The organism is Promicromonospora sp. NPDC057138, from assembly GCF_042670845.1.
Lineage (GTDB): Bacteria > Actinomycetota > Actinomycetes > Actinomycetales > Cellulomonadaceae > Promicromonospora.
Window position 1 is genome coordinate 12,682 of sequence record NZ_JBHUUX010000037.1, and the last position, 19,520, is coordinate 32,201.

A 19,520-nucleotide genomic window follows, 5' to 3' on the forward strand; every position below is an offset into this window, starting at 1 on the left:
TGGATTGCTCGACGGCGACGCTGGCTGGTCAGCGACCGTCACACCGTCGCCGGCTCCATCTCCTGCTCCGCTTCCGGCTCCGGCTCGACGGGGGCGGACGCCGGCCGTGCGAGCGCCACCACCACGTACGCCATTACAGACACGACCGCACCGTAGATCGTGGGCCAGCCGTCGAACGTCGCCGGGACCAGGTCGTTCGGGATGTACGCGATGTCGTTGGGCACGCCGTAGATGGTGGGCGTGAGCACGAACAGGCCGAACCGCACGACGAGCCCGGTGACCATCGCGGCGATCGCAGCGGCATTGCCGCCGCGCTTCCAGAACACCCCGAGCAGGAACGGGACCGCCAGGCAGGCCAGCATCAGGTCGAACGCGAGGGTGAGCAGGATCCCGGTCTGCGCCACGGTCAGCGCGATCACGGTCCCGACCACGACGATCGGCAGCATCGCGAGCCGCGTCCAGCGCAGCAGGGGGTCGTACGTCCCGTCGGACGGAGCGACGCGGCGCACGCCCAGGATGTTGCGCACCGCCACCGCGGACGTGGCCAGGATCGCGCCGGAAGCGGTGGAGAACGACGCCGCGACGATGCCCGAGAGCACCAGGACCGCGAGCCACACGGGCGCGTGGTCCGAGAGCAGCGTGAACAGCATGGGCCCGTCGGTGGCGTCGATCCCGATCGCGGCCGAACCGAGCGCCACCATCGCGAACGCGACGCCGATCGCGGCGGTGCCTGCGGCGGCGGTGAAGCAGGCGCGACGCGCGATCTGCGGCGTCCGGGCGGAGAAGATGCGCTGCATGAAGTCGATGGCGACGATGTCGCCGATGCCGAGCGAGATCAGCGTGGCCCAGTTGATCGGCGCGCCGACGTCGGTGGAGGTGAGCTGCTCCAGGTCGAACGGCCCCATCCCCTCGGGGATCTGGAAACCGAAGGTCGCCCCGAACCAGATGACGAGCGTGGCGGTGGCGACCAGTGTGATGGTGATCTGGACGGCGGCCGTGTAGGCGTCGGAGAACATGCCGCCACCGACGGTGTAGATCAGGACGAGGACCACGGCAGTCACCACGCCGGCCCAGTACGGCAGCCCGGCGAAGTGCTCCAGGAGGAACCCGCACGCCACGAGGTTGCCGGCCATGAGGATCGCGAACGCGAAGATCATCAGCACCGATGCCGCGACCTCGACGCCGCGCCCGTAGCGTTTCCGGTAGTAGTCGGCGAGCGTGTACAGGCCCATGCCGTTGAGCCGCCTGGCCAGGAAGAGGCCGGTCAGCAGCAGGCAGATCGCCAGGCCGATGGCGAGGGACGCCCCCGACCAGAAGCCGAACAGCGAGGTCAGGTCGGTGTTCCCGACGGTGGCGTTGGAGTCGACGGCGGCCGCCATGAGCGACGCCCCGACGAGCGGTACGCCGAGGCGGCGTCCTGCGACGAGATAGTTGGCGGAGTCGCCGTCGACCTTCCGGGCGACGACTATTCCGATGACGACGACGGCGAGCACCGTCACGCCGATACCTGCGATGATCATGGGTGGCTCCTCGAACGAGGACCGCGTGGCGCGCGGTGGATGGATGGGGTCCGGTAGCAGGACCCATTCACCTCGCCGCGCGTCACACCCGTGTCGCGCGTGTGGAACGACTGCGTTAATTCTGTCGGGCGACAGGTTTCTTCGGTCGGGCTTCCTCCGCCAGTGCGAAGCCCGCCTCGCGGGCCTGGGCGACGGCGTCGTCGTCCAGGCCCAGCAGCCGGAGCACCAGGTCCGCGTACCGCTGCCCGGCCCGCGCGGCGTCGAGCTCCGGCTCGTCGCGGCGACGCAGGATCACGCTCTCCACGAAGGTCAGGACCATGGCGCCGTCGTCGTGCCCGGCGTCGGGACCGAGCGTTCCCGAGACCAGGTCGCCGTAGGCGGCCCGGAGCTGCTCGCGATGCTCGCGGAAGGTCTCGAACCCGGCCCCGGCCACCTCGGGCAGCAGGTATAGCGCGCCGATGTTGAGGTCGCCCGAGCAGAGCAGCTCGACGTCGAGCCGCGCGAGCGCCCAGAGCCGCACCGCCGGCTCCTCCGGCCGCGCAAGCAGCAGCCGCGCGGACTCGAGCGAGGGCTCGACCGAGTCGAGCAGCAGCCGCTGGAGGATCGCCGACTTGGTGCCGAACCAGTGGTACATCGAGGCCTGGCGCACGCCCGCGGCGTCGGCGATCGCGCGGGTCGATGTAGCCGTGTAGCCCACCGTGCAGAAGAGGCGCGCGGCCGCTGACAGGAGGTCCGACTCGGTGCCGCGGCCGCTGGGCGATGCGCCGTCAGCGCGGGGGCGGCCAGGGCGCCGCGGCGCAGGAGCTGCGCCCTGGTCGGCGATCGAGGAGGTCACCCGCCTGACGCTACCTGGTGTAACTCAGGATTTACCTCGCCGTGCGCCCGGGGGAAACACTGGGGCGAAAATCTATTCCTGTCATCCGACAGAAACCCCATGGAGAAACCCAGGAGGCGTCATGACCACCGCGACCACCGCGGGCGCGAAGGCTCACGCCCGCGAGCAGGAGCCGGCGGCCGCAGCCGAGCTGCCCCGCGTGCTCCACCCCGCGTCCGCCTACGCGGGCGACCTGCCCCCGGGGGTGGCCGCGGCCGACCTGGTCTGGGCCGAGACCGTGCCGCCAGGCGGGTACACGAGCCTGGTGGTCGCCGCCGGCACCCGCGTCCGCGTGCGGGACACGACCGGCGACGCGTGCGCGCACCTGCTGGCGTTCCATGCCGACCAGCCCACCGAGCGCCTCAACGTCGCCGACACGGTCAAGGTCCAGTGGCAGGCCTTCCTCACCGCGGGCCACCTGCTCCTGTCCGACCAGGGTCGTGCGCTCGCGACGATCGTCGAGGACTCGGCGGGCAACCGCGCCGACGCGCCGCGCCACGACGCCCTGTTCGGCACCTCCACGCTCGCCCGCAACGCGGAGCGCTACGGCAGCGGGGACGTCTTCGGCCCCAGCCCCGCCGGACGCGAGCTCTTCGCGCTCGCCGCCGCCAAGCACGGGCTGTCGAGGCGCGACCTCCCGCCGAGCGTCACCTTCTTCGAGGGCGTGTCGGTGTCCGACGCCGGGCGGCCTGCCTTCGCGGGATCGTCCGGCCCCGCGAGCATCACCCTGGTGGCCGAGCTGCCGCTGATCGTGCTGCTCGCGAGCACCGCCCACCCGCTCGACCCCCGGCCGGAGTTCACCGCCGGCCCGCTCGATGTCGTGGCCTGGCCCGGAGCACCGACCGTGCCCGGCGACCCCGCATGGGACGCCACGCCCGAGGGGCGCCGCGCGTACGAGAACTCGACAGCCCACCGCCGCACGCGAGGAGCCGACCGATGACCGCAGCCACAGTCCCAGCCACCGCCGCCCCGCTCGCGATCGTCCCGCCCGAGGTCGCGGCGGACGCCGTCGTGATCCACGACGAGACCGTGGCCGCCCGCAACCCCTGGACCCGGGTGATCACCGCCGGGGACACGCTCACGATGGTGGACGTGGGCGGCAACCAGGCCGTCGACTTTCTGGTCTACGACGCGCACGACACCGAGCTCCGGTACAGCGCACCCGACACCCTGCAGGGCCAGGACACGATCTACCTCACGACCGGCAGCGTGCTCCGCGACGCCGAGCACGGCCCGCTCATGACCGTCGTCGCCGACACCTGCGGCCGCCACGACACCCTGGGCGGTGCCTGCTCCAAGGAGTCCAACACCCTGCGCTACGGGCACCACACGCGGGCCCAGCACGCCTGCGTGGAGAACTTCCTGCTGGGCGGGTCCCGGCACGGCCTGGGCAAGCGCGACCTGGTCTCCAACATCAACTGGTTCATGAACGTGCCGGTGGACCCGGACGGCGCTCTCGGCATCGTGGACGGCATCTCCGCCCCCGGCCTGGCCGTCTCGGTGCGGGCGGAGCGCGACGTGCTCGTCCTGATCTCCAACTGCCCGCAGATCAACAATCCGTGCAACGGGTTCGACCCGACGCCCGTCCGGGTGATCGTGACGCGCGCATGACGGTCCTGCCCCACAACACCATGACGGGCCAGCCCTACAAAACGCTGCTCGTGGCCAACCGCGGCGAGATCGCGGTGCGGATCATCCGGACGGCGCGCGCCCTCGGCCTGCGCACTGTGGCGGTCCACTCGGCGGCCGACGCCGGGGCCCTGCACGTGCACCTGGCCGACGAGGCCGTGCCGCTCGGGCCCGCCCCCGCCGCGCAGAGCTACCTGCGCGGCGATCTGGTGGTCGAGGCCGCGCTCCGGACCGGTGCGGGCGCGATCCACCCGGGGTACGGGTTCCTGTCCGAGAACGCGGGCTTTGCCCGCCAGGCCGAGGCGGCCGGGCTCGCCTTCGTCGGGCCGACGCCGGAGCACCTCGAGCTGTTCGGCGCCAAGCACACGGCGCGGGCCGCCGCGCAGGCGGCCGGGGTTCCCCTGCTCGCGGGGACTGGCCTGCTCGCCGACGTCGAGCATGCCGTCGCGGAGGCCGGGCGGATCGGGTTCCCGGTGATGCTGAAGGCCACCGCAGGCGGCGGCGGGATCGGGATGCGGGCCTGCCGGGACGCCGACGAGCTGGTCGCCGCCTGGGACGCCGTGCGCCGCACAGCGGCGGCCGGGTTCGGCACGGCCGACGTCTTCCTGGAGCGGCTCGTCGAGCGCGCGCGTCACGTCGAGGTGCAGGTGTTCGGCGACGGCGCGGGCGGCGTCGTCACGCTGGGCGACCGGGACTGCTCCCTGCAGCGCCGGAACCAGAAGGTCGTCGAGGAGGCGCCCGCGCCGCACCTCCCGGACGCCGTCCGCGCCCGGATCGCCGACGCCGCGCGCGACCTGGCCGCGTCCGTGGGCTACCGCTCGGCCGGCACGGTGGAGTACGTCTACGACGCCGAGCGCGAGGAGGCCTCGTTCCTCGAGGTCAACACGCGCCTCCAGGTGGAGCACCCCGTCACCGAGGCCGTCTACGACGTCGACCTCGTCGCCTGGATGCTGCGGCTCGCCGGAGGCGACGCCGGCATGGTGCGCGAGTGGCTCGACGCCCCGCGCGCCCCCCGCGGCGCCGCCGTCGAGGCCCGCGTGTACGCGGAGAACCCCGACCGGGACAACACCCCCAGCGCGGGCACGATCACGCACGCCGCGTTCCCGGCGGAGGTCCGCGTCGACACCTGGGTCGAGGCCGGCACCACGGTCTCGGCCCACTACGACCCGCTGCTCGCCAAGGTGATCACGCATGGCGACGACCGCGAGCAGGCCTGGGCCGCGCTCGCCCGCGGCCTCGACGGCTCCCGCATCGACGGCGTGGCCACCAACCTCGGCCTGCTCGCCGCGCTGCCGGACCACCCCGACGTCGTCGCCGCACGGCACGACACGGGGACGCTGGCCCACGTGGCGGACGCCTCGCCGCGGCTCGAGGTGGTGCGGCCCGGCATGCTGACCACCATCCAGGACTGGCCGGGCCGCACGGGGCTGTGGCACGTGGGCATCCCGCCGTCGGGGCCGATGGACGACCTGTCGTTCCGGCTCGGCAACCGGGCCCTGCGTAACCCGGAGGGCGCGCCCGGCCTGGAGTGCACGCTCCACGGCCCGGCGCTGCGGTTCCGCACTGCCGCGACCGTCATGGTCACGGGCGCGCCCGCTCCGGTGACCGTCGACGGCGTCCCGGCGCCCCAGTGGGAGCCGCTCGTTCTCGAGCCGGGCGCCGTGCTCGACGTCGGCGCCCCGGACCGCGGCATGCGCACCTACGTGCTGGTGGCGGGCGGGCTCGACGCCCCGCAGGTCCTGGGCTCGGCGGCGACGTTCGACCTCGGCGAGATCGGCGGCACCACCGGGGCGCCGCTGCGCACCGGTGACGTGGTGCGCCTGGGCGATCCGTCCGGCGTCGGGCAACCGGTGCCCGTGCCACCGGAGGAGCGACCCGAGTTTCCGGACCGGTGGCAGGTCGCGGCCCTGGAGGGGCCGCACGCGGCGCCGGAGTTCTTCACGATCGAGGACATGGCCGAGTTCTATGCCACCGACTGGGAGGTGCACTTCAACTCGGCGCGTACGGGCGTGCGGCTCGTAGGCCCCCGGCCCACGTGGGCGCGGCCCGACGGCGGTGAGGCGGGCCTGCACCCGTCGAACATCCACGACACGCCGTACGCCGTCGGCGCCGTCGACTACACGGGGGACCTGCCGATCCTCCTGGGACCCGACGGGCCCAGCCTGGGCGGCTTCACCTGCCCGGCGACCGTCGCGGTGGGCCACCTGTGGAAGCTCGGCCAGCTGCGGCCCGGCGACACGGTCCGCTTCGTCCCCGTGAGCGAGGCGCAGGCGGACGCCCTGCGCGCCGCGCCGCTGCTTCCGGCTGCCCCGGACCGCGCCGCCGTGTCCGACGGCGGCGTGCTCGCCCGCGTGCCGGCCGTCACCCAGGGCGGCACGCAGGTGTCGCCCGAGGTCACCTACCGGCGCAGCGGTGACGACAACCTGCTCGTCGAGTACGGGCCCATGCAGCTCGACGTCGCGACGCGCATGCGCGTGCACGCGCTGGCCGAGGGCCTGTACGAGCGGCTCGGCGTGCCGCGCGACGCCGCGAGCACCTACGACCCGGCGGTGGCCGGCGCGCTGCGGTCCGCGGGCGTCCTCGACCTGACGCCCGGCATCCGGTCCCTGCAGGTGCACCTCGACCCTGCGGTCCTCACCCTGCGGCAGGCGCTGGACCTGGTCCGCGAGGTCGACGCCGCGCTGCCGCCCACCGCCGAGCTCGTGGTGCCCTCGCGCACCGTGTGGCTGCCGCTGTCGTGGGACGACCCGGCCACGCGCGAGGCCATCCGCCGGTACATGGCCGGCGTGCGCGACGACGCCCCGTGGTGCCCGTGGAACATCGAGTTCATCCGCCGGATCAACGGGCTGGACACGGTCGACGACGTCTACCGGACGGTCTTCGACGCCGAGTACCTGGTGCTGGGCCTGGGCGACGTGTACCTCGGCGCACCCGTGGCGACCCCGCTCGACCCGCGCCACCGGCTCGTGACCACCAAGTACAACCCGGCGCGCACCTGGACGCCCCAGAACGCCGTGGGCATCGGCGGCGCCTACCTGTGCATCTACGGGATGGAAGGCCCAGGCGGCTACCAGTTCGTGGGCCGCACCACGCAGGTGTGGTCCACGCACGCGCAGCGCGGCTCGTTCCGGCCCGGAACCCCGTGGCTGCTGCGGTTCTTCGACCGGATCCGCTGGTACCCCGTGTCCTCCGAGGAGCTCGGCGAGCTGCGCGACCAGGCCGCCGCGGGCCGGCTCGAGCTGCGGGTGGAGGAGGGCGAGTTCGCACTCGCCGAGTACCAGCGGTTCCTCGAGCAGAACGCGGGCCCGATCGCCGGGTTCCGCGAGCGGCAGGCCGCCGCGTTCCAGGCAGAGCGCGACGCCTGGGCGGCGGCGGGGGAGTTCGAACCCCGACCGGAGCCGGTAGCCGCGCCCGCCGCCGTCGGCGTGCCGGTTCCGCCGGGCGCGCACGGCGTCGAGGCGCCCTTTGTCGGCACGGTGTTCCGCGTCGACGTCGAGCCGGGCGACGCGGTAGCGCCCGGCGACACCCTCATCACCCTGGAGGCCATGAAGATGGAAGCACCAGTCACCGCGACCGCCCACGGCGTCGTCAGCTCCGTGCACGTCAAGACCGGCGAGCAGGTGGGGCCGGGGCGGGTGCTCGTGGTCGTGGCGCAGGAGATGGCGGCGTGAGCGCGCTGGGCGGCCTGCGCGAGCGCGTCGAGGCCGCGTATGCCCGGGTCGCCGAGGTGGACCGGCCCGAGGTGTGGATCGACCTCCGGCCGCGCGCCGACGTCCTGGCCGACGCCGACGAGGTTACCCGGCGGCTCGAGGCAGGGGAGGAGCTCCCCCTGGCCGGGCTGCTCGCGGCGGTGAAGGGCAACATCGACGTCGCCGGGCTCCCGACGACGGCGGCCTGCCCGGCCTTCGCCTACACGCCCGACGGCGACGCGACGGCGGTCGCCCGCCTCCGTGCGGCGGGGGCGCTGGTGCTCGGCACCACGAACCTCGACCAGTTCGCCACCGGCCTCGTGGGGACGCGCAGCCCGCACGGCGCGGTGCGGCACGCGACGGCGCCGGAGCGGATCTCGGGCGGGTCGTCGAGCGGCTCCGCCGTCGCGGTGGCGCTGGGCATCGTCGACGTGGCGCTCGGCACGGACACGGCCGGCTCGGGCCGGGTGCCTGCGGCGCTGCACGGGCTCGTCGGGATCAAGGCGACGCGTGGCGTGGTGCCCGCGACCGGCGTCGTGCCCGCGTGCCGCTCGCTCGACTGCGTGACCGTGCTGGCCCAGGACCTGGCCACGGCGCGCCGGACCCTGCTGAGCCTGGCCGGGCCCGACGGCGTCGACCCCCTGGCGCGCGACCTGCCGCCGGGCTGGGACGCGGTCCGTCCCGGTGGCGGCGACGGCGGCCCGCCCGTCGTCGCGGTCCCGTCCCCGGAGGCGCTGGGCCCGCTCGCGCCCGGCTGGGCGGAGGCCTTCGAGGCGGCGGTCGACCGCCTGGCCCACGCGGGCGCGCAGGTGCGCCGGGTCGACATCGCGCCCCTGCTGGCCGCCGCCCGGCTGCTGTACGACGGGGCGTTCGTCGCCGAGCGGTACGCCGCCGTCGGCGATTTCGTCGCGAGCCACCCCGACGACGTCGACCCCGTGGTCGGCGCCATCATCGGCAAGGCCGCCGCGCCCCTGGCGCACGAGCTCTTCGCGGACATGGCCCGGCTCGACGAGCTGGGCCTGGCCGCCCGCACGGCGCTCGCGGGCACGGACGTCCTGCTGCTCCCGACGACGACGCGGCACCCCACGCTCGCCGAGGTCGCGGCGGACCCGGTGGGCGTGAACTCCGACCTGGGCCGGTTCACCAACTTCGCGAACCTCCTGGACATGGCCGCGCTGGCGGTGCCGGCAGGGGAGGCGGACGGGCTGCCGTTCGGTGTGCAGCTCGTGGGGCCGGCGTTCAGTGACGGCCTGCTCGCGGGCGTTGCCGAGCTTCTCGCGGAGAGCTCCGAGCCGGTGCGGCCCGGATCGGTGCCGCAGGCAGCGGTCTCGCGGGCATCGGTGCCGCTCGCCGTGGTCGGGGCGCACCTGAGCGGGCAGCCGCTCAACCATCAGCTCGTCGACCGCGGCGGCCGGCTGGTCGCGACGACCACCACCGCTCCCGCCTACCGGCTCTTCGCCCTGGACATCACGCCGGCCAAGCCGGGCCTGGTCCGCGTGGCCGACGGCGGCGCCCCGATCAAGGCCGAGGTGTGGGAGCTGTCGGCGGCTGGGTTCGGCGACTTCGTCGCGTCGGTCCCGGCGCCCATGGCGATCGGCAAGGTCCTGCTCGCCGACGGCTCCGAGGTCCCCGGCTTCCTGTGCGAGCCGGCAGCCCTCGACGGGGCCCGCGACATCACGGCATCGGGTGGCTGGCTGGCGCACCTCGCCGCGGACGCCGAGGCGGCCGCGGCCGGGCGCTAGCGCCGCGTCAGGTCGCCGCGGGTGCGAAGCGGCCGATCAGCAGGTCCAGCCGGTGCCCGTGGAGCTCGGGGGGCAGGCGGCCGCTGCGCTCGAGCATGGCCAGGCCGTGCAGGCTCGCCCAGAAGGTCTCGGTGAGGATGCCAGGGTCGTCGTCCCCGGCCAGCGGCCGCACGGCCTGAAGCAGCTCGTCGAACCCGTTGCGCAGAAGGGCCGGGGTGTCGGGGCTGGCGAACGGCAGGTCGACCGCATGGGTGAACATGGCGTCGTAGAGGGCGGGGCGCTTCTGGGCGAAGCCCAGGTATGCCGCCGCCACCGCAGCGAGGGCATCGCGGCCTGCGCGGGCCGCAGTGCGCGCGACGCGCAGCTCGTCGACCAGCTCCTCGAAGCCCTGGACGGCGACCGCCGTCATGATGGCGCCCTTGCCCTTGAAGTGGCTGTACAGGACGGGCTGGCTGTACTCGATCTCGGCGGCGAGCCGCCGCGTCGTGACCGCCTCCCAGCCCTCCGTCTCCGCCAGCTCCCGGGCCGCCGCGACGATCTGCTGCTCGCGCTGCGCCCGCTCGCGCTCCCGGCGCGTCTGAGTCGTCATGGTCAAATCCTAGCATTGCTAGGCAATCTGTCCTCGCTATGCTAGCGTCGCTACATCATCTATCGGCGCTAGCAAGGAGATCTGACATGACCGTCGCCGCGTACGCCCTGGCCGCAGTACTCAACCTGTTCGTCGTGTACATCGGGGTGAATTTCCTGCTCAGGCCCTACGTCGCCGCGGCCGGGTACGGCGTGCCCGCCATGAAGGACCACGCCTACCTCATGATCAAGGGCTCGCGGGACGCCACCCTCGGCGTCATCGGCCTGGTGCTCCTCGTCCTCGCGGGGGCCCATGCCGAAGCCTGGTTCATGCTCACCGCGACACTGATCCCGTTCGGCGACGCCGTGATCGTGCTACGCCACGGCGGCACGAAGGCCGTCGCGTTCGGGGTCCACTTCGCGACCGCGGTCGTCATGCTGGTCAGCGCGGGCCTGCTGTTCGCCGCCTGAGCCGGGCAGTCAGCCCACGAAGCCTTCCAGCTCGGCAGTCGACACCTTCCGCCGGGACCTGATCAGCTCTTCGACGCGCTCCATCTGGTCCCACACGTTCACGGCCATGCCGGCCATGACCTGGCCGTCGACGCGCCAGAACGCCACGAACTCCCGCTTGCCGGTGTCGCCGGAGACGACCACGTCGTCGTACCCGGCCTGGACGTCCACCCACCCGGTGTACTCCATGCCGACGTCGTACTGGTCGCTGTAGAAGTACGGCAGCTTGTCGTACGGGTCGAGGTCGCCGAGCATGGCGCGACCCGCGTGCGCGCCGCTCTCCTGTGCGATGGCCCAGTGCTCCACGCGCAGGGGACGCCCGTAGTGGAGGGACGGGATGCTCGCGATGTCGCCCGCGGCCAAGACGTCGGGATGCGACGTCGCCAGGGTGCCGTCCACGACGACGCCGCCGCCCTGCGCGGCGGGCCGGAGGTCGAGCCCCGCCGCCTCCGCGAGGCCGACATTCGGCGCGGCACCCACCCCTATCACCACGACGTCGGCTTCGATGTGCGTGCCGTCCGACAGGGAGACGCCGGTGACCCGGCCGTCGGCGCCGCGCAGCTGAGCGACGGATGCGTTCCGCAGCAGGCGCACCTCGTGCTCGGTGTGGACGCCCGCGTAGAAGTCGCTCATCTCGGGCCCGAGCGCGCGGCCGAGCGGGTGGGCGCCCCGGCCCACCACCGTGACGTCCAGGCCGAGCGTGCGCGCCGAGGCCGCCACCTCGAGCCCGATCCACCCGTCGCCGACGACGACGAGCCGGCCGATGCCCTCCAGGGACGCATTGAGCAGTGTGCTGGAGATCTGGTCGGAGTCGTCGATGGTGCGCAGGTAGTGCACTCCGGCGAGGTCGGTGCCAGGCACGTCGAGCGCGCGCGGCGTGGACCCCGGGGCGAGGAGCACCTTCGCGAACGTGAGCGTGGCGCCGTCGGACAGCGTGAGGGTGTGGCCGGCCGGGTCCAGCCCGACGACGGTCTCGCCGGTGCGGATCGTGACGTCGTGCTCGGCGTACCAGGCGTCGTCGAGCGGGAAGACGACATCACGCTCCGACTCGCCGCGCAGGTAGTCCTTGCTCAGCGGCGGACGCTCGTACGGGTGGTGGGGCTCCGTCGTGACGACCACGACGTCGCCGTCGTAACCGCCGTCTCGCAGGGCCTCGGCGGCGCGGGCTGTGGTCAGCCCGCCGCCGACCAGAACGAGCGGATCCATCGTCGCCTCCCGGATTGGGGGTAGGCGCCCAGTCTTGCACCCGGGTGCGGGCCGGTCATCTGGTCGGCCCAGCGCCGATTGTGCGCGGTGAATCAGGATCAGGGGCGAGCGTCGGATGAGCGGGAGGTGGTCAGGGCGGCCAGGTGGTCGTCCAGGAGCTCGACCTGCCGCTGCGGTGTGAACGTCGCCGGGTCGAGCAGGGCTTGGACCACCAGGCCGAGGGTGAAGGACTGGGCTCCGGCCGCGATGTCCGCCGGGTCGCCTGGGGGAAGCTCGCCGAGCTCCTGGGCCGCTGCCACTCGCTCGCGCAACGCGTCGCGGCTCTGGGCGTACTTGCGGGCGTAGTCGGCCTGCAGGTCGCCGTCGGAGAGTGCGGCGTCCCAGGAGGAGACCCAGATCCGGTTGCTGACCGTGGCCTCCGGGGTCAGGGGCAGGATGTCCATCAGCGCGTGCCGCAGGGCGGTCAGACCCTTGCCGGCGGGGCGGCGCGGGCGTGCGATGGTCCGCCGTTCGAGCAGGTCGAGTGCGTATGCGACGAGGGCCTGCTTGGTGGGGAAGTAGTGCGTGAGCAGACCGGTGGTCGCGCCGAGCTCGGTCGCCACGGCGCGCAGCGTGAGGCCGGCGAAGCCGCGTGTGGCCATCACCTGCCAGACCGCCTCGGACACCTCGCGGCGACGGGCCTCGTGGTCTCCCTTGGGACGTGGCATGCTGCCACGGTACATTGCCGCAACGGTTGTTATGCGAATTGAGGAGTTCCTATGTTCTCGCTGGTGCTGCGCGACGGTTCTCGCCTCGCCCCGCTGGAGGTCTGGCATGCCGAGGAGTTCGCGGCCCACATGGACCGGGCTCGTGAGCACATCCGGCCGTGGGTCGGTCCGACGTTCGTCACCGACGGTCTGGACGGGGCGCGGAGCACGCTCAAGCGGTACGCGGAGCGCCAGGCTGAGGACGGCGGTCGCCTGTACGGCATCTGGCGGGACGGGGTCCTGGTCGGCGGCGTGATGTTCACCGACTTCGACGCCGGTTTCGGCGTGTGCGAGATCGGATGCTGGCTGGAGCCGTCTGCCGAGGGGCACGGGCTGATCACCGAGGCGTCCGGCGTGCTGCTGCACTGGGCGTTCACGTCCCGCGGGCTGCACCGGGCCGAGTGGCACTGCCGGGCCGAAAACGACCGCAGCTCGGCGGTGGCCCAGCGGCTCGGCATGACGCTCGAGGGCGTGCGGCGCGAGGCGTGGCCGTACGGGGGCAGGCGCTACGACAAGGAGGTCTGGGCGGTTCTCGCTCCCGAATGGCAAGCCCTGGGACGGTGAAAGGAGTCCCTCGCGAGCCGGCCGGAGCCGTCCCGGTCAGGCCGCGGCGGGGCGCATGGCGGGTTCCGTGGACGCCGGCTTCGTGAACCAGCCGGCGTAGGTCAGCAGCAGGCCCGCAGCCCCGAGCAGGCCGAAGAAGACACGGGCCAGGAGCGTCGCGGTGGGCGAGAGCATGGTCGCGTCAACGGCTGCCTGGACGGCGGTGGGGTCGGCGACGAGGAGAAGTCCGCGCAGGGCGACGAACCAGCCGAACGCCGAGATGGTGATCGCGAGCGGACCGCGCCAGCTGCGATGCCCGCCGATGATGACCAGCCCTCCGCCGATCATCAGGGCGCCGAGCATGAAGACCAGGGCGGGCTCGGAGAACAGGGCGTCGATCAGCCAGAGCTGATCGGGCAGGCGGAACGCGTACAGAAGAGTGAAGGTCGCGACGTACGGGCCGATGACGCGGGCGAAGGCCCGCGTGCGCAGCTGCGCCTCGACGGAGGCGGAGACCTTGGCTGATGACATGGTGCCTACTCCTTGGTTCGGCGGGGCGCGTGGTCCCGTGGGGCTTGCGGCCGGTATCCGGCCTGGTGGAGGACGGCGCGCAGGTACTGCTCGACGTCGGCGGGCGTGCTGGTGTCCGGGCGGGTGACCAGGTGCTGCCAGCCCGCGCCGGTGAGCATGTCCAGCAGGACCTGCGGGTCGGTGTCGGGGGGCAGCTCCCCGATGTCGCGGGCCCCTTCGAACACCTTCATCCGGGTATCGCTGCGCTGGTCGCCGAGCTGCTTCTGGTAGACGTCGGCGACCTCGGGGTAGTCCTCGAACGTGGCGTAGAGCCGGCGCAGGAGCCGGCGCTGGCGAGGGTCGGCGAGGACGGAGGCCCAGCCGGTCAGGAGGTGCTCCACGTCGCGGATCTCCGGCGTCGGCGGCGGGTTGCCGTAGGCGGACTCGACCGCGGCGATCAGGAGCCGGGTCTTGTCCGCGAAGCGACGGTAGACGGTGGCCCGGGTGACCCCGGCGCGCCGAGCCACCTGCTCGATGCTGGCGGCCTCCGCGCCGCGCTCGATCAGCAGGCCGAGGGCTGCGTCGAGGATGGCGGCGTCGGCGTCCGCGTTGCGCGGGCGGCCAGGGGGTCGTGGTTCGGTACTCATGATCATTACGATACAGGTCTGCTCTGTATTGTAAATAGGACGGCTCGTTCCCTGGATGACGTCGGATCCCCCAACTGGTCTCCCTGGGCCGTTCGACCAAGGGCTCTTGAGAAGCGAAAAGGCCCTCCGACCCAGCATTTCTGCTGGTCAGAGGGCCTTTTCACATGGTCGGGGTGACAGGATTTGAACCTGCGACCTCTTCGTCCCGAACGAAGCGCGCTACCAAGCTGCGCCACACCCCGATGGATTCCACCGCACGACAGGCACGAAGCCTTTCCGCGGAAGCCTGCTCAGAATAGCCGACGCATGGCCCGGAACGGAAACCGAATCCACAGTGGGTCCGATCACGCCCGTTCCGGGCCGCTGCGGGGTCGTTACGCCAGCTCGACGACGAGCTCTACCTCGACCGGCGAGTCCAGCGGAAGAACCGCCACGCCGACGGCGGAGCGGGCGTGCAGGCCGGCGTCGCCGAAGATCTCGCCGAGCACCGTGGAGGCGCCGTTGATCACACCGGGCTGGCCGGTGAAGGCAGGGTCGCTGGCGACGAAGCCGACGACCTTCACGATCCGGGAGATCGCGTCGAGAGAGCCGGTGACCGACCGGACGGCGGCCAGCGCGTTGAGTGCGCAGGTGCGGGCGTAGCGCGCGGCGTCGTCGGGGGAGACCAGGCCCTCGCCCTCGCCGACCTTGCCGGCGGCAGGCAGCGCGCCCTCGGTGAAGGGGAGCTGGCCGGAGGTGTAGATGTAGCGGCCGGTCTGCACGGCCGGCACGTACGCCGCGACGGGAGCCGCCACCTCAGGGAGCGTGATGCCCAGCTCGGCGAGCCGCTTCTCGTGGCTCATGCGTCGCCGCCGTTGGGTCGCTTCAGGTAGGCGACGAGCCCGGTGCCGTCGGGCCCGGGGACCACCTGCACGAGCTCCCAGCCGTCCGAGCCCCACTGATCGAGGATCGCCTTGGTGTTGTGAATGAGGAGGGGGATCGTCGCGTACTCCCACTTCGTTGCCATGGCAGTGATGCTAGCCCGCGATCGACGACGGCGATCGCGGCTGGCGATTCCGCACGAGACCTGCACACGGGCGGATCCAGTTTTCGGCGCGCCCTGTCAGGGACACCCCGTAACCTGGGCGCATGGCCATGGCGAACCCTCGCGAGCCGCGCCGGATCACTCGGACCATTCCCGCGGCACAGCTCATCGGACTCCTTCTCGCATTCGTGCTCACCGCAGGCGCTGGTGGCGTGATCGCGGCCGGATTGGTGATTCCGCTGGCCTCGGGCGTGGACACCACCGTCGACACGGGCGTCGAGGTCTTCGACGAGCTGCCTGAGGAGCTGGTTCCGGGGCCGCTGTCGGAGCAGTCGCAGATCTACGCGAGCGACGGCAAGACGAAGCTGGCCACGTTCTACGCGCAGAACCGCATCGTGGTGCCGCTCGACAAGGTGTCCCAGAACATGAAGAACGCCGTCATCGCGATCGAGGACGAGCGCTTCTACACGCACGGCGGCGTGGACCCCGAGGGCATCTCGCGCGCCGCGGTGAAGAACTTCGGCGGCGGCGACACCCAGGGTGCCTCGACCCTCACGCAGCAGTACGTGAAGAACGTGCTCATCGAGGAGGCCGACCGCACGGGCAACACGTTCGGCGTCATGGAGGCCCGCGAGGACTCGCTCAGCCGAAAGCTCCGCGAGGCGAAGCTGGCCATCGCGCTCGAGAAGCGGATGTCCAAGGACGAGATCCTGCAGGGCTACCTCAACATCGCCCAGTTCGGCTGGAGCGTGTACGGCGTCGAGACGGCCTCGCAGCACTACTTCAACAAGTCCGCGAAGGACCTGTCGGTGGTCGAGGCGGCCACGATCGCCGGCATCACCAAGGCCCCGAGCAAGTTCGACCCGGTGCAGAACCCCAAGGACGCCAAGGAACGTCGCGACCTCGTGATCGGCAAGATGTGGCAGCTCAACTACATCACGACCGAGGAGCGCGACGAGGCGAAGGCGACCAAGATCTCCGACTCCCTTGACGTCCAGCCGCTGGATGTCGGGTGTGACTCCGCGGGCGGAGCGGCCTTCTTCTGCGACTACGTGATCAAGGAGATCATGTCGAGCCCGGAGTTCGGCAAGACCCGGGACGACCGCTACGACCTCCTGTACCGCGGCGGGCTGCACATCGTCACGACGCTGGACACCAAGATGCAGGCGGCCGCTGAGAAGACCGTCGTCGAGGGCGTCCCGGCGGACAACGCCTTCGGCCTGGAGGCGGCGGTGACGTCCGTCGAGCCGGGCACCGGCCAGATCAAGTCGATGGCGCAGAACCTCCCCTACGACGTGAGCGCCGAGCCTGATCCGGGCACGACCGCGCAGAACTACTCGGCCGACTACAACCACGGCAACTCGCGCGGGTTCCCGGTGGGGTCCAACTTCAAGCCGTACGTGCTCGCCGAGTGGCTGCGCAGCGGCCACCAGCTCTACGACACGGTGAGCGCTGCTGGCTACGCCCCCTACCAGACGGAATTCACGGCGAACGGCTGCGTCCACAACTTCCCGTACAAGCGGTGGGACGTGGGTAACGTCGAAGGGTCCACCTCCGGGAACGTCAGCGTGCTCCAGGGCACGTTCCAGTCGCTCAACACGGTCTACGCGCGCATGTCGCAGCAGCTCGACCTCTGCAACCTGCAGAAGACCGCGTGGGACGTGGGCTTCCGGCCGATGACGTCGGCTCTGACCTACGAGGGTGAAGGCACCTTCCGGACGATCGACCAGCCGCAGCAGAAGGACATCGATGTCTTCGCGTCCATGACGCTCGGCACCCAGGCCTCGACGCCCCTCAACCAGGCCGCCGCGTTCGCCACCTTCGCCTCGGGCGGGACCTACTGCGAGCCCATCGCGATCGTCCAGGTCAAGGACCACGACGGCAAGAAGATGAAGGTGCCCTCGGCCAACTGCAAGCAGACCCTGGAGCCCAAGGTCGCCAACACTGTCGCCTATGCCATGACCAAGGTGTTCAGCACGAACCCGTGGGGCACGGCCTGGTCGATCGCACCCGGTCTCGAGGACGGCCGCCCGGTGGCGGGCAAGACCGGTACCACGAACGGTGCCACCCAGAGCTGGTTCACCGGGTACACGCCCGAGCTGTCCACGTCGGTCTGGGTGGGTGAGGCCAGCGGCGAGACCCCCCACATGAACGTCATCCTGCCGTCGACGGGCTGGTACAACCCGTCGGCCAAGATCGGCCCGCTGTACGGCGGTACCGCCGCCGCGCCCACGTGGCGCCGGTACATGGACCAGGCTGTGGTGGGTCTGCCGAAGACGGCCTTCCCCGCGCCCGACCCGAACCTCGTGGGCAAGAAGCCGGCTCCGCCGAAGCCGCCGAAGCCGGAGACCAAGGAGGGCGACTCCGACAGCGGAGGCTCTGCGGATTCGGGCGACACTAGTGGCGTCGGGGGCGACTCCGTTGGGACCGGGACCGGTACCGGCCCCGGCGGCGGCAACAAGGGGAATGACTGATCTGTATGGGGACGCTGGGTAACGTCGGCAAGGCTCTCGGGATCGCCGCGGGCGTCGCCGTCGCCGGGATCGCGTACGCGCACCTGGAGACCAAGCTGTTCCGCGTGCGACGGGTGACCCTGCCGGTGCTGCCCGCGGGGCAGCGTCCGATCCGGGTGCTCCACGTCTCCGACCTGCACCTCACGCCGAGCCAGCGCACCAAGCAGGCCTGGGTGCGGTCGCTGGCGGGGCTCGAGCCCGACCTCGTGATCAACACGGGCGACAACTTCGGGCATGAGCGGTCGCTGGCCCCGCTCCTCGATGTCCTCGGGCAGCTGATGGACATCCCTGGCGCGTTCGTCATGGGGTCGAACGACTACTACGCGCCGACGTTCAAGAACCCGGCCCGGTACCTCCTGCCGGACGCCCGGATGGAGCGCGAGGACAAGGTGCCGCTGCCCACGGATTCCCTCGCCAAGGCGTTCACCGACGCCGGCTGGGTGGACCTGGACAACAGCCGCGGCCTCGTCGAGCTGCGCGACGGCCGCACAGTCGGGCTGGTCGGCATGGACGACCCCCACATGGAGCGCGATCTCATGCCCGAGCCGGGACGCGTGCCGGGTGAGGAGCACGCGGTGCTGCGCCTCGGCGTCGTGCACGCGCCGTACAAGCGGGCGCTGAACCAGCTCAAGGACGACGGCGTCGACGCGATCATCGCGGGCCACACCCACGGCGGGCAGCTCTGCCTGCCGTTCTACGGGGCGCTCGTCACGAACTGCGACCTGGACCGCGGCCGCGCGTCCGGCCTGCACGGCTGGCCTGGCCCTCGGCCCGACCGCGAGGGCGGCGAACGTTCGACGTGGCTGCACGTCTCGGCGGGTGCCGGGACGTCCCGCTACGCGCAGGTCCGCTTCGCGTGCCGCCCGGAGGCAACGCTGATGACGCTGACGGCCCGGGTCGCGTAGTTGGTGCGCGCGATGCGTGTCATCGGCAAAAAGTCAGGTGATCGGCAGCCCGAGCTGCCGATCACCTGACTTTTTACCGACCTCAATCTGGGTCTCAGCGCGCCCGGCGTTCCAGACGGTCCAGGTCCAGCAGGACGACAGCGCGGCCCTCGCGGCGGACCCAGCCGCGGGTCGCGAAGTCGGCAAGGGCCTTGTTCACGGTCTCGCGCGAGGCGCCGACGAGCTGCGCCAGCTCCTCCTGCGTGAGGTCGTGCGCGACGCGGATGCCGTCGTCGTTCGGCTCGCCGAAGCGGGTCGACAGGTCGAGCAGCGCCTTGGCGACGCGGCCCGGGACGTCGGAGAACACGAGGTCCGCCAGCGTCTCGTTGGTGCGGCGGAGCCGGCGCGCCAGCGCGCCGAGCAGCTGGGTGGCGACACCGGGGTGGTCGGCGATCCACCGTACGAGCGAGTCGTGCCGCAGCTCGTAGACCACGGAGTCCGACACGGACGACGCCGAAGCAGTGCGGGGTCCCGGGTCGAACAGGGACAGCTCACCGAACATCTCGCCCGGGCCAAGGATCGACAGCAGGTTCTCGCGGCCATCGCTCGACCGGCGACCCAGCTTGATCTTGCCCTGCGCGATGACATAGAGCCGGTCACCCGGTTCGCCCTCGCGGAAGAGCACATCACCCCGGACCAGCTCCACGGGCACCATGGACTCGAAGAGCGCGCGCGTCTCCTCGCCTTCCATGTCCGCGAAGAGGGGGGCAGAGAGTACGACTTCGTCGTCCACCAGTGGTGTCCTCACGTGTCGGGGACTTTCGTCCATCAGTCTTTTCCACCTCTCAGTCTGCCTCAATGTCACGAGATTGCCGGGTCATCGGTGTCTCTCGCGGCGTCCGCGTGGCGTGCAGCA

General features: G+C 71.9%; 18 protein-coding genes and 1 tRNA gene. 8 read left to right on the forward strand and 11 right to left on the reverse strand.

Annotation, left to right across the window (positions count from 1 at the left end; genetic code table 11):
* Positions 1-38: 38 nt before the first annotated feature.
* The gene (locus tag ACFT2C_RS18760) at positions 39-1,520 is read right to left on the reverse strand and encodes a sodium:solute symporter family protein (protein ID WP_377208590.1); all 1,482 of its coding nucleotides are present in this window, start codon (positions 1,518-1,520) and stop codon (positions 39-41) included.
* A 115-nt stretch (positions 1,521-1,635) separates the two neighbouring features.
* Positions 1,636-2,355: a TetR/AcrR family transcriptional regulator gene (locus ACFT2C_RS18765; protein ID WP_377208591.1), complete on the reverse strand. Its 720-nt coding sequence runs from the start codon at positions 2,353-2,355 to the stop codon at positions 1,636-1,638.
* A 121-nt stretch (positions 2,356-2,476) separates the two neighbouring features.
* On the opposite strand from ACFT2C_RS18765, the gene ACFT2C_RS18770 reads away from it, so the two are divergent.
* From ACFT2C_RS18770 to atzF, 4 genes are read left to right on the forward strand one after another with little or no spacing between them, the layout of a single operon-like run.
* A complete protein-coding gene (locus ACFT2C_RS18770) occupies positions 2,477-3,334 on the forward strand; it encodes an urea amidolyase associated protein UAAP1 (RefSeq protein ID WP_377208592.1) in 858 nt (285 codons plus the stop codon).
* Complete coding sequence (locus ACFT2C_RS18775; RefSeq protein WP_377208593.1) at positions 3,331-4,005, forward strand: urea amidolyase associated protein UAAP2; 675 nt, start codon at positions 3,331-3,333, stop codon at positions 4,003-4,005. The genes ACFT2C_RS18770 and ACFT2C_RS18775 overlap by 4 nt, the downstream gene beginning before the upstream one ends.
* Positions 4,002-7,694, forward strand: a complete 3,693-nt coding sequence (gene uca / locus ACFT2C_RS18780; protein WP_377208594.1) for an urea carboxylase — start codon at positions 4,002-4,004, stop codon at positions 7,692-7,694. Before ACFT2C_RS18775 ends, uca begins: the two co-directional genes overlap by 4 nt.
* Entirely contained in the window at positions 7,691-9,454 is a 1,764-nt protein-coding gene (gene atzF / locus ACFT2C_RS18785) for an allophanate hydrolase (protein WP_377208595.1), read from the forward strand. Before uca ends, atzF begins: the two co-directional genes overlap by 4 nt.
* A gap of 7 nt (positions 9,455-9,461) precedes the next feature.
* On the opposite strand, the gene ACFT2C_RS18790 is transcribed toward atzF, so the two are convergent.
* Positions 9,462-10,043, reverse strand: coding sequence for a TetR/AcrR family transcriptional regulator (locus tag ACFT2C_RS18790; protein ID WP_377208596.1), 582 nt, complete (start codon positions 10,041-10,043; stop codon positions 9,462-9,464).
* Between the two features lie 86 nt (positions 10,044-10,129).
* On the opposite strand from ACFT2C_RS18790, the gene ACFT2C_RS18795 reads away from it, so the two are divergent.
* Positions 10,130-10,492: a DUF4267 domain-containing protein gene (locus ACFT2C_RS18795; RefSeq protein WP_377208597.1), complete on the forward strand. Its 363-nt coding sequence runs from the start codon at positions 10,130-10,132 to the stop codon at positions 10,490-10,492.
* A gap of 9 nt (positions 10,493-10,501) precedes the next feature.
* Here the strand turns inward: ACFT2C_RS18795 and ACFT2C_RS18800 are convergent, their stop codons facing one another.
* Both ACFT2C_RS18800 and ACFT2C_RS18805 read right to left on the reverse strand, forming a co-directional pair.
* Positions 10,502-11,737, reverse strand: a complete 1,236-nt coding sequence (locus tag ACFT2C_RS18800) for an NAD(P)/FAD-dependent oxidoreductase (protein WP_377208598.1) — start codon at positions 11,735-11,737, stop codon at positions 10,502-10,504.
* 98 nt (positions 11,738-11,835) lie between these two features.
* Entirely contained in the window at positions 11,836-12,444 is a 609-nt protein-coding gene (locus tag ACFT2C_RS18805) for a TetR/AcrR family transcriptional regulator (protein ID WP_377208599.1), read from the reverse strand.
* A gap of 51 nt (positions 12,445-12,495) precedes the next feature.
* Here ACFT2C_RS18805 and ACFT2C_RS18810 point away from each other — a divergent pair, with 51 nt between their 5' ends.
* Positions 12,496-13,047 (forward strand): GNAT family N-acetyltransferase, encoded by a 552-nt coding sequence (locus ACFT2C_RS18810; protein ID WP_377208600.1) that lies wholly within the window; start codon positions 12,496-12,498, stop codon positions 13,045-13,047.
* Between the two features lie 36 nt (positions 13,048-13,083).
* Here ACFT2C_RS18810 and ACFT2C_RS18815 read toward each other — a convergent pair whose 3' ends face one another.
* The 5 genes from ACFT2C_RS18815 to ACFT2C_RS18835 form a co-directional block, all read right to left on the reverse strand.
* Positions 13,084-13,557: a hypothetical protein gene (locus ACFT2C_RS18815; protein ID WP_377208601.1), complete on the reverse strand. Its 474-nt coding sequence runs from the start codon at positions 13,555-13,557 to the stop codon at positions 13,084-13,086.
* 5 nt (positions 13,558-13,562) lie between these two features.
* Positions 13,563-14,183: a TetR/AcrR family transcriptional regulator gene (locus ACFT2C_RS18820; protein ID WP_377208602.1), complete on the reverse strand. Its 621-nt coding sequence runs from the start codon at positions 14,181-14,183 to the stop codon at positions 13,563-13,565.
* Positions 14,184-14,348: 165 nt separating this feature from the next.
* Positions 14,349-14,425, reverse strand: a tRNA-Pro gene (locus ACFT2C_RS18825).
* Between the two features lie 132 nt (positions 14,426-14,557).
* On the reverse strand, positions 14,558-15,025 hold the full coding sequence (locus ACFT2C_RS18830; RefSeq protein WP_377208603.1) for a RidA family protein: 468 nt from the start codon (positions 15,023-15,025) through the stop codon (positions 14,558-14,560).
* Positions 15,022-15,189 carry a DUF4177 domain-containing protein gene (locus ACFT2C_RS18835; protein WP_129786122.1) on the reverse strand — a complete coding sequence of 56 codons (168 nt, stop codon included), beginning with the start codon at positions 15,187-15,189 and terminating at the stop codon, positions 15,022-15,024. The genes ACFT2C_RS18830 and ACFT2C_RS18835 overlap by 4 nt, the downstream gene beginning before the upstream one ends.
* A gap of 122 nt (positions 15,190-15,311) precedes the next feature.
* Here ACFT2C_RS18835 and ACFT2C_RS18840 point away from each other — a divergent pair, with 122 nt between their 5' ends.
* Both ACFT2C_RS18840 and ACFT2C_RS18845 read left to right on the forward strand, forming a co-directional pair.
* A complete protein-coding gene (locus tag ACFT2C_RS18840; protein ID WP_377208604.1) occupies positions 15,312-17,681 on the forward strand; it encodes a transglycosylase domain-containing protein in 2,370 nt (789 codons plus the stop codon).
* A 5-nt stretch (positions 17,682-17,686) separates the two neighbouring features.
* Positions 17,687-18,625, forward strand: a complete 939-nt coding sequence (locus ACFT2C_RS18845; RefSeq protein WP_377208605.1) for a metallophosphoesterase — start codon at positions 17,687-17,689, stop codon at positions 18,623-18,625.
* Between the two features lie 94 nt (positions 18,626-18,719).
* Here ACFT2C_RS18845 and ACFT2C_RS18850 read toward each other — a convergent pair whose 3' ends face one another.
* Positions 18,720-19,397, reverse strand: a complete 678-nt coding sequence (locus ACFT2C_RS18850) for a Crp/Fnr family transcriptional regulator (RefSeq protein WP_119141697.1) — start codon at positions 19,395-19,397, stop codon at positions 18,720-18,722.
* Between the last annotated feature and the right edge of the window lie 123 nt (positions 19,398-19,520).

Bases quoted from the DNA above. Each gene is read 5' to 3' on its own strand.
- ACFT2C_RS18760 (WP_377208590.1), bottom strand. From the start codon at position 1,520: ATGATCATCGCAGGTATCGGCGTGACGGTGCTCGCCGTCGTCGTCATC.
- ACFT2C_RS18770 (WP_377208592.1), top strand. From the start codon at position 2,477: ATGACCACCGCGACCACCGCGGGCGCGAAGGCTCACGCCCGCGAGCAG.
- ACFT2C_RS18775 (WP_377208593.1), top strand. From the start codon at position 3,331: ATGACCGCAGCCACAGTCCCAGCCACCGCCGCCCCGCTCGCGATCGTC.
- uca (WP_377208594.1), top strand. From the start codon at position 4,002: ATGACGGTCCTGCCCCACAACACCATGACGGGCCAGCCCTACAAAACG.
- ACFT2C_RS18790 (WP_377208596.1), bottom strand. From the start codon at position 10,043: ATGACGACTCAGACGCGCCGGGAGCGCGAGCGGGCGCAGCGCGAGCAG.
- ACFT2C_RS18795 (WP_377208597.1), top strand. From the start codon at position 10,130: ATGACCGTCGCCGCGTACGCCCTGGCCGCAGTACTCAACCTGTTCGTC.
- ACFT2C_RS18800 (WP_377208598.1), bottom strand. From the start codon at position 11,737: ATGGATCCGCTCGTTCTGGTCGGCGGCGGGCTGACCACAGCCCGCGCC.
- ACFT2C_RS18805 (WP_377208599.1), bottom strand. From the start codon at position 12,444: ATGCCACGTCCCAAGGGAGACCACGAGGCCCGTCGCCGCGAGGTGTCC.
- ACFT2C_RS18810 (WP_377208600.1), top strand. From the start codon at position 12,496: ATGTTCTCGCTGGTGCTGCGCGACGGTTCTCGCCTCGCCCCGCTGGAG.
- ACFT2C_RS18815 (WP_377208601.1), bottom strand. From the start codon at position 13,557: ATGTCATCAGCCAAGGTCTCCGCCTCCGTCGAGGCGCAGCTGCGCACG.
- ACFT2C_RS18820 (WP_377208602.1), bottom strand. From the start codon at position 14,183: ATGAGTACCGAACCACGACCCCCTGGCCGCCCGCGCAACGCGGACGCC.
- ACFT2C_RS18830 (WP_377208603.1), bottom strand. From the start codon at position 15,025: ATGAGCCACGAGAAGCGGCTCGCCGAGCTGGGCATCACGCTCCCTGAG.
- ACFT2C_RS18835 (WP_129786122.1), bottom strand. From the start codon at position 15,189: ATGGCAACGAAGTGGGAGTACGCGACGATCCCCCTCCTCATTCACAAC.
- ACFT2C_RS18840 (WP_377208604.1), top strand. From the start codon at position 15,312: ATGGCCATGGCGAACCCTCGCGAGCCGCGCCGGATCACTCGGACCATT.
- ACFT2C_RS18845 (WP_377208605.1), top strand. From the start codon at position 17,687: ATGGGGACGCTGGGTAACGTCGGCAAGGCTCTCGGGATCGCCGCGGGC.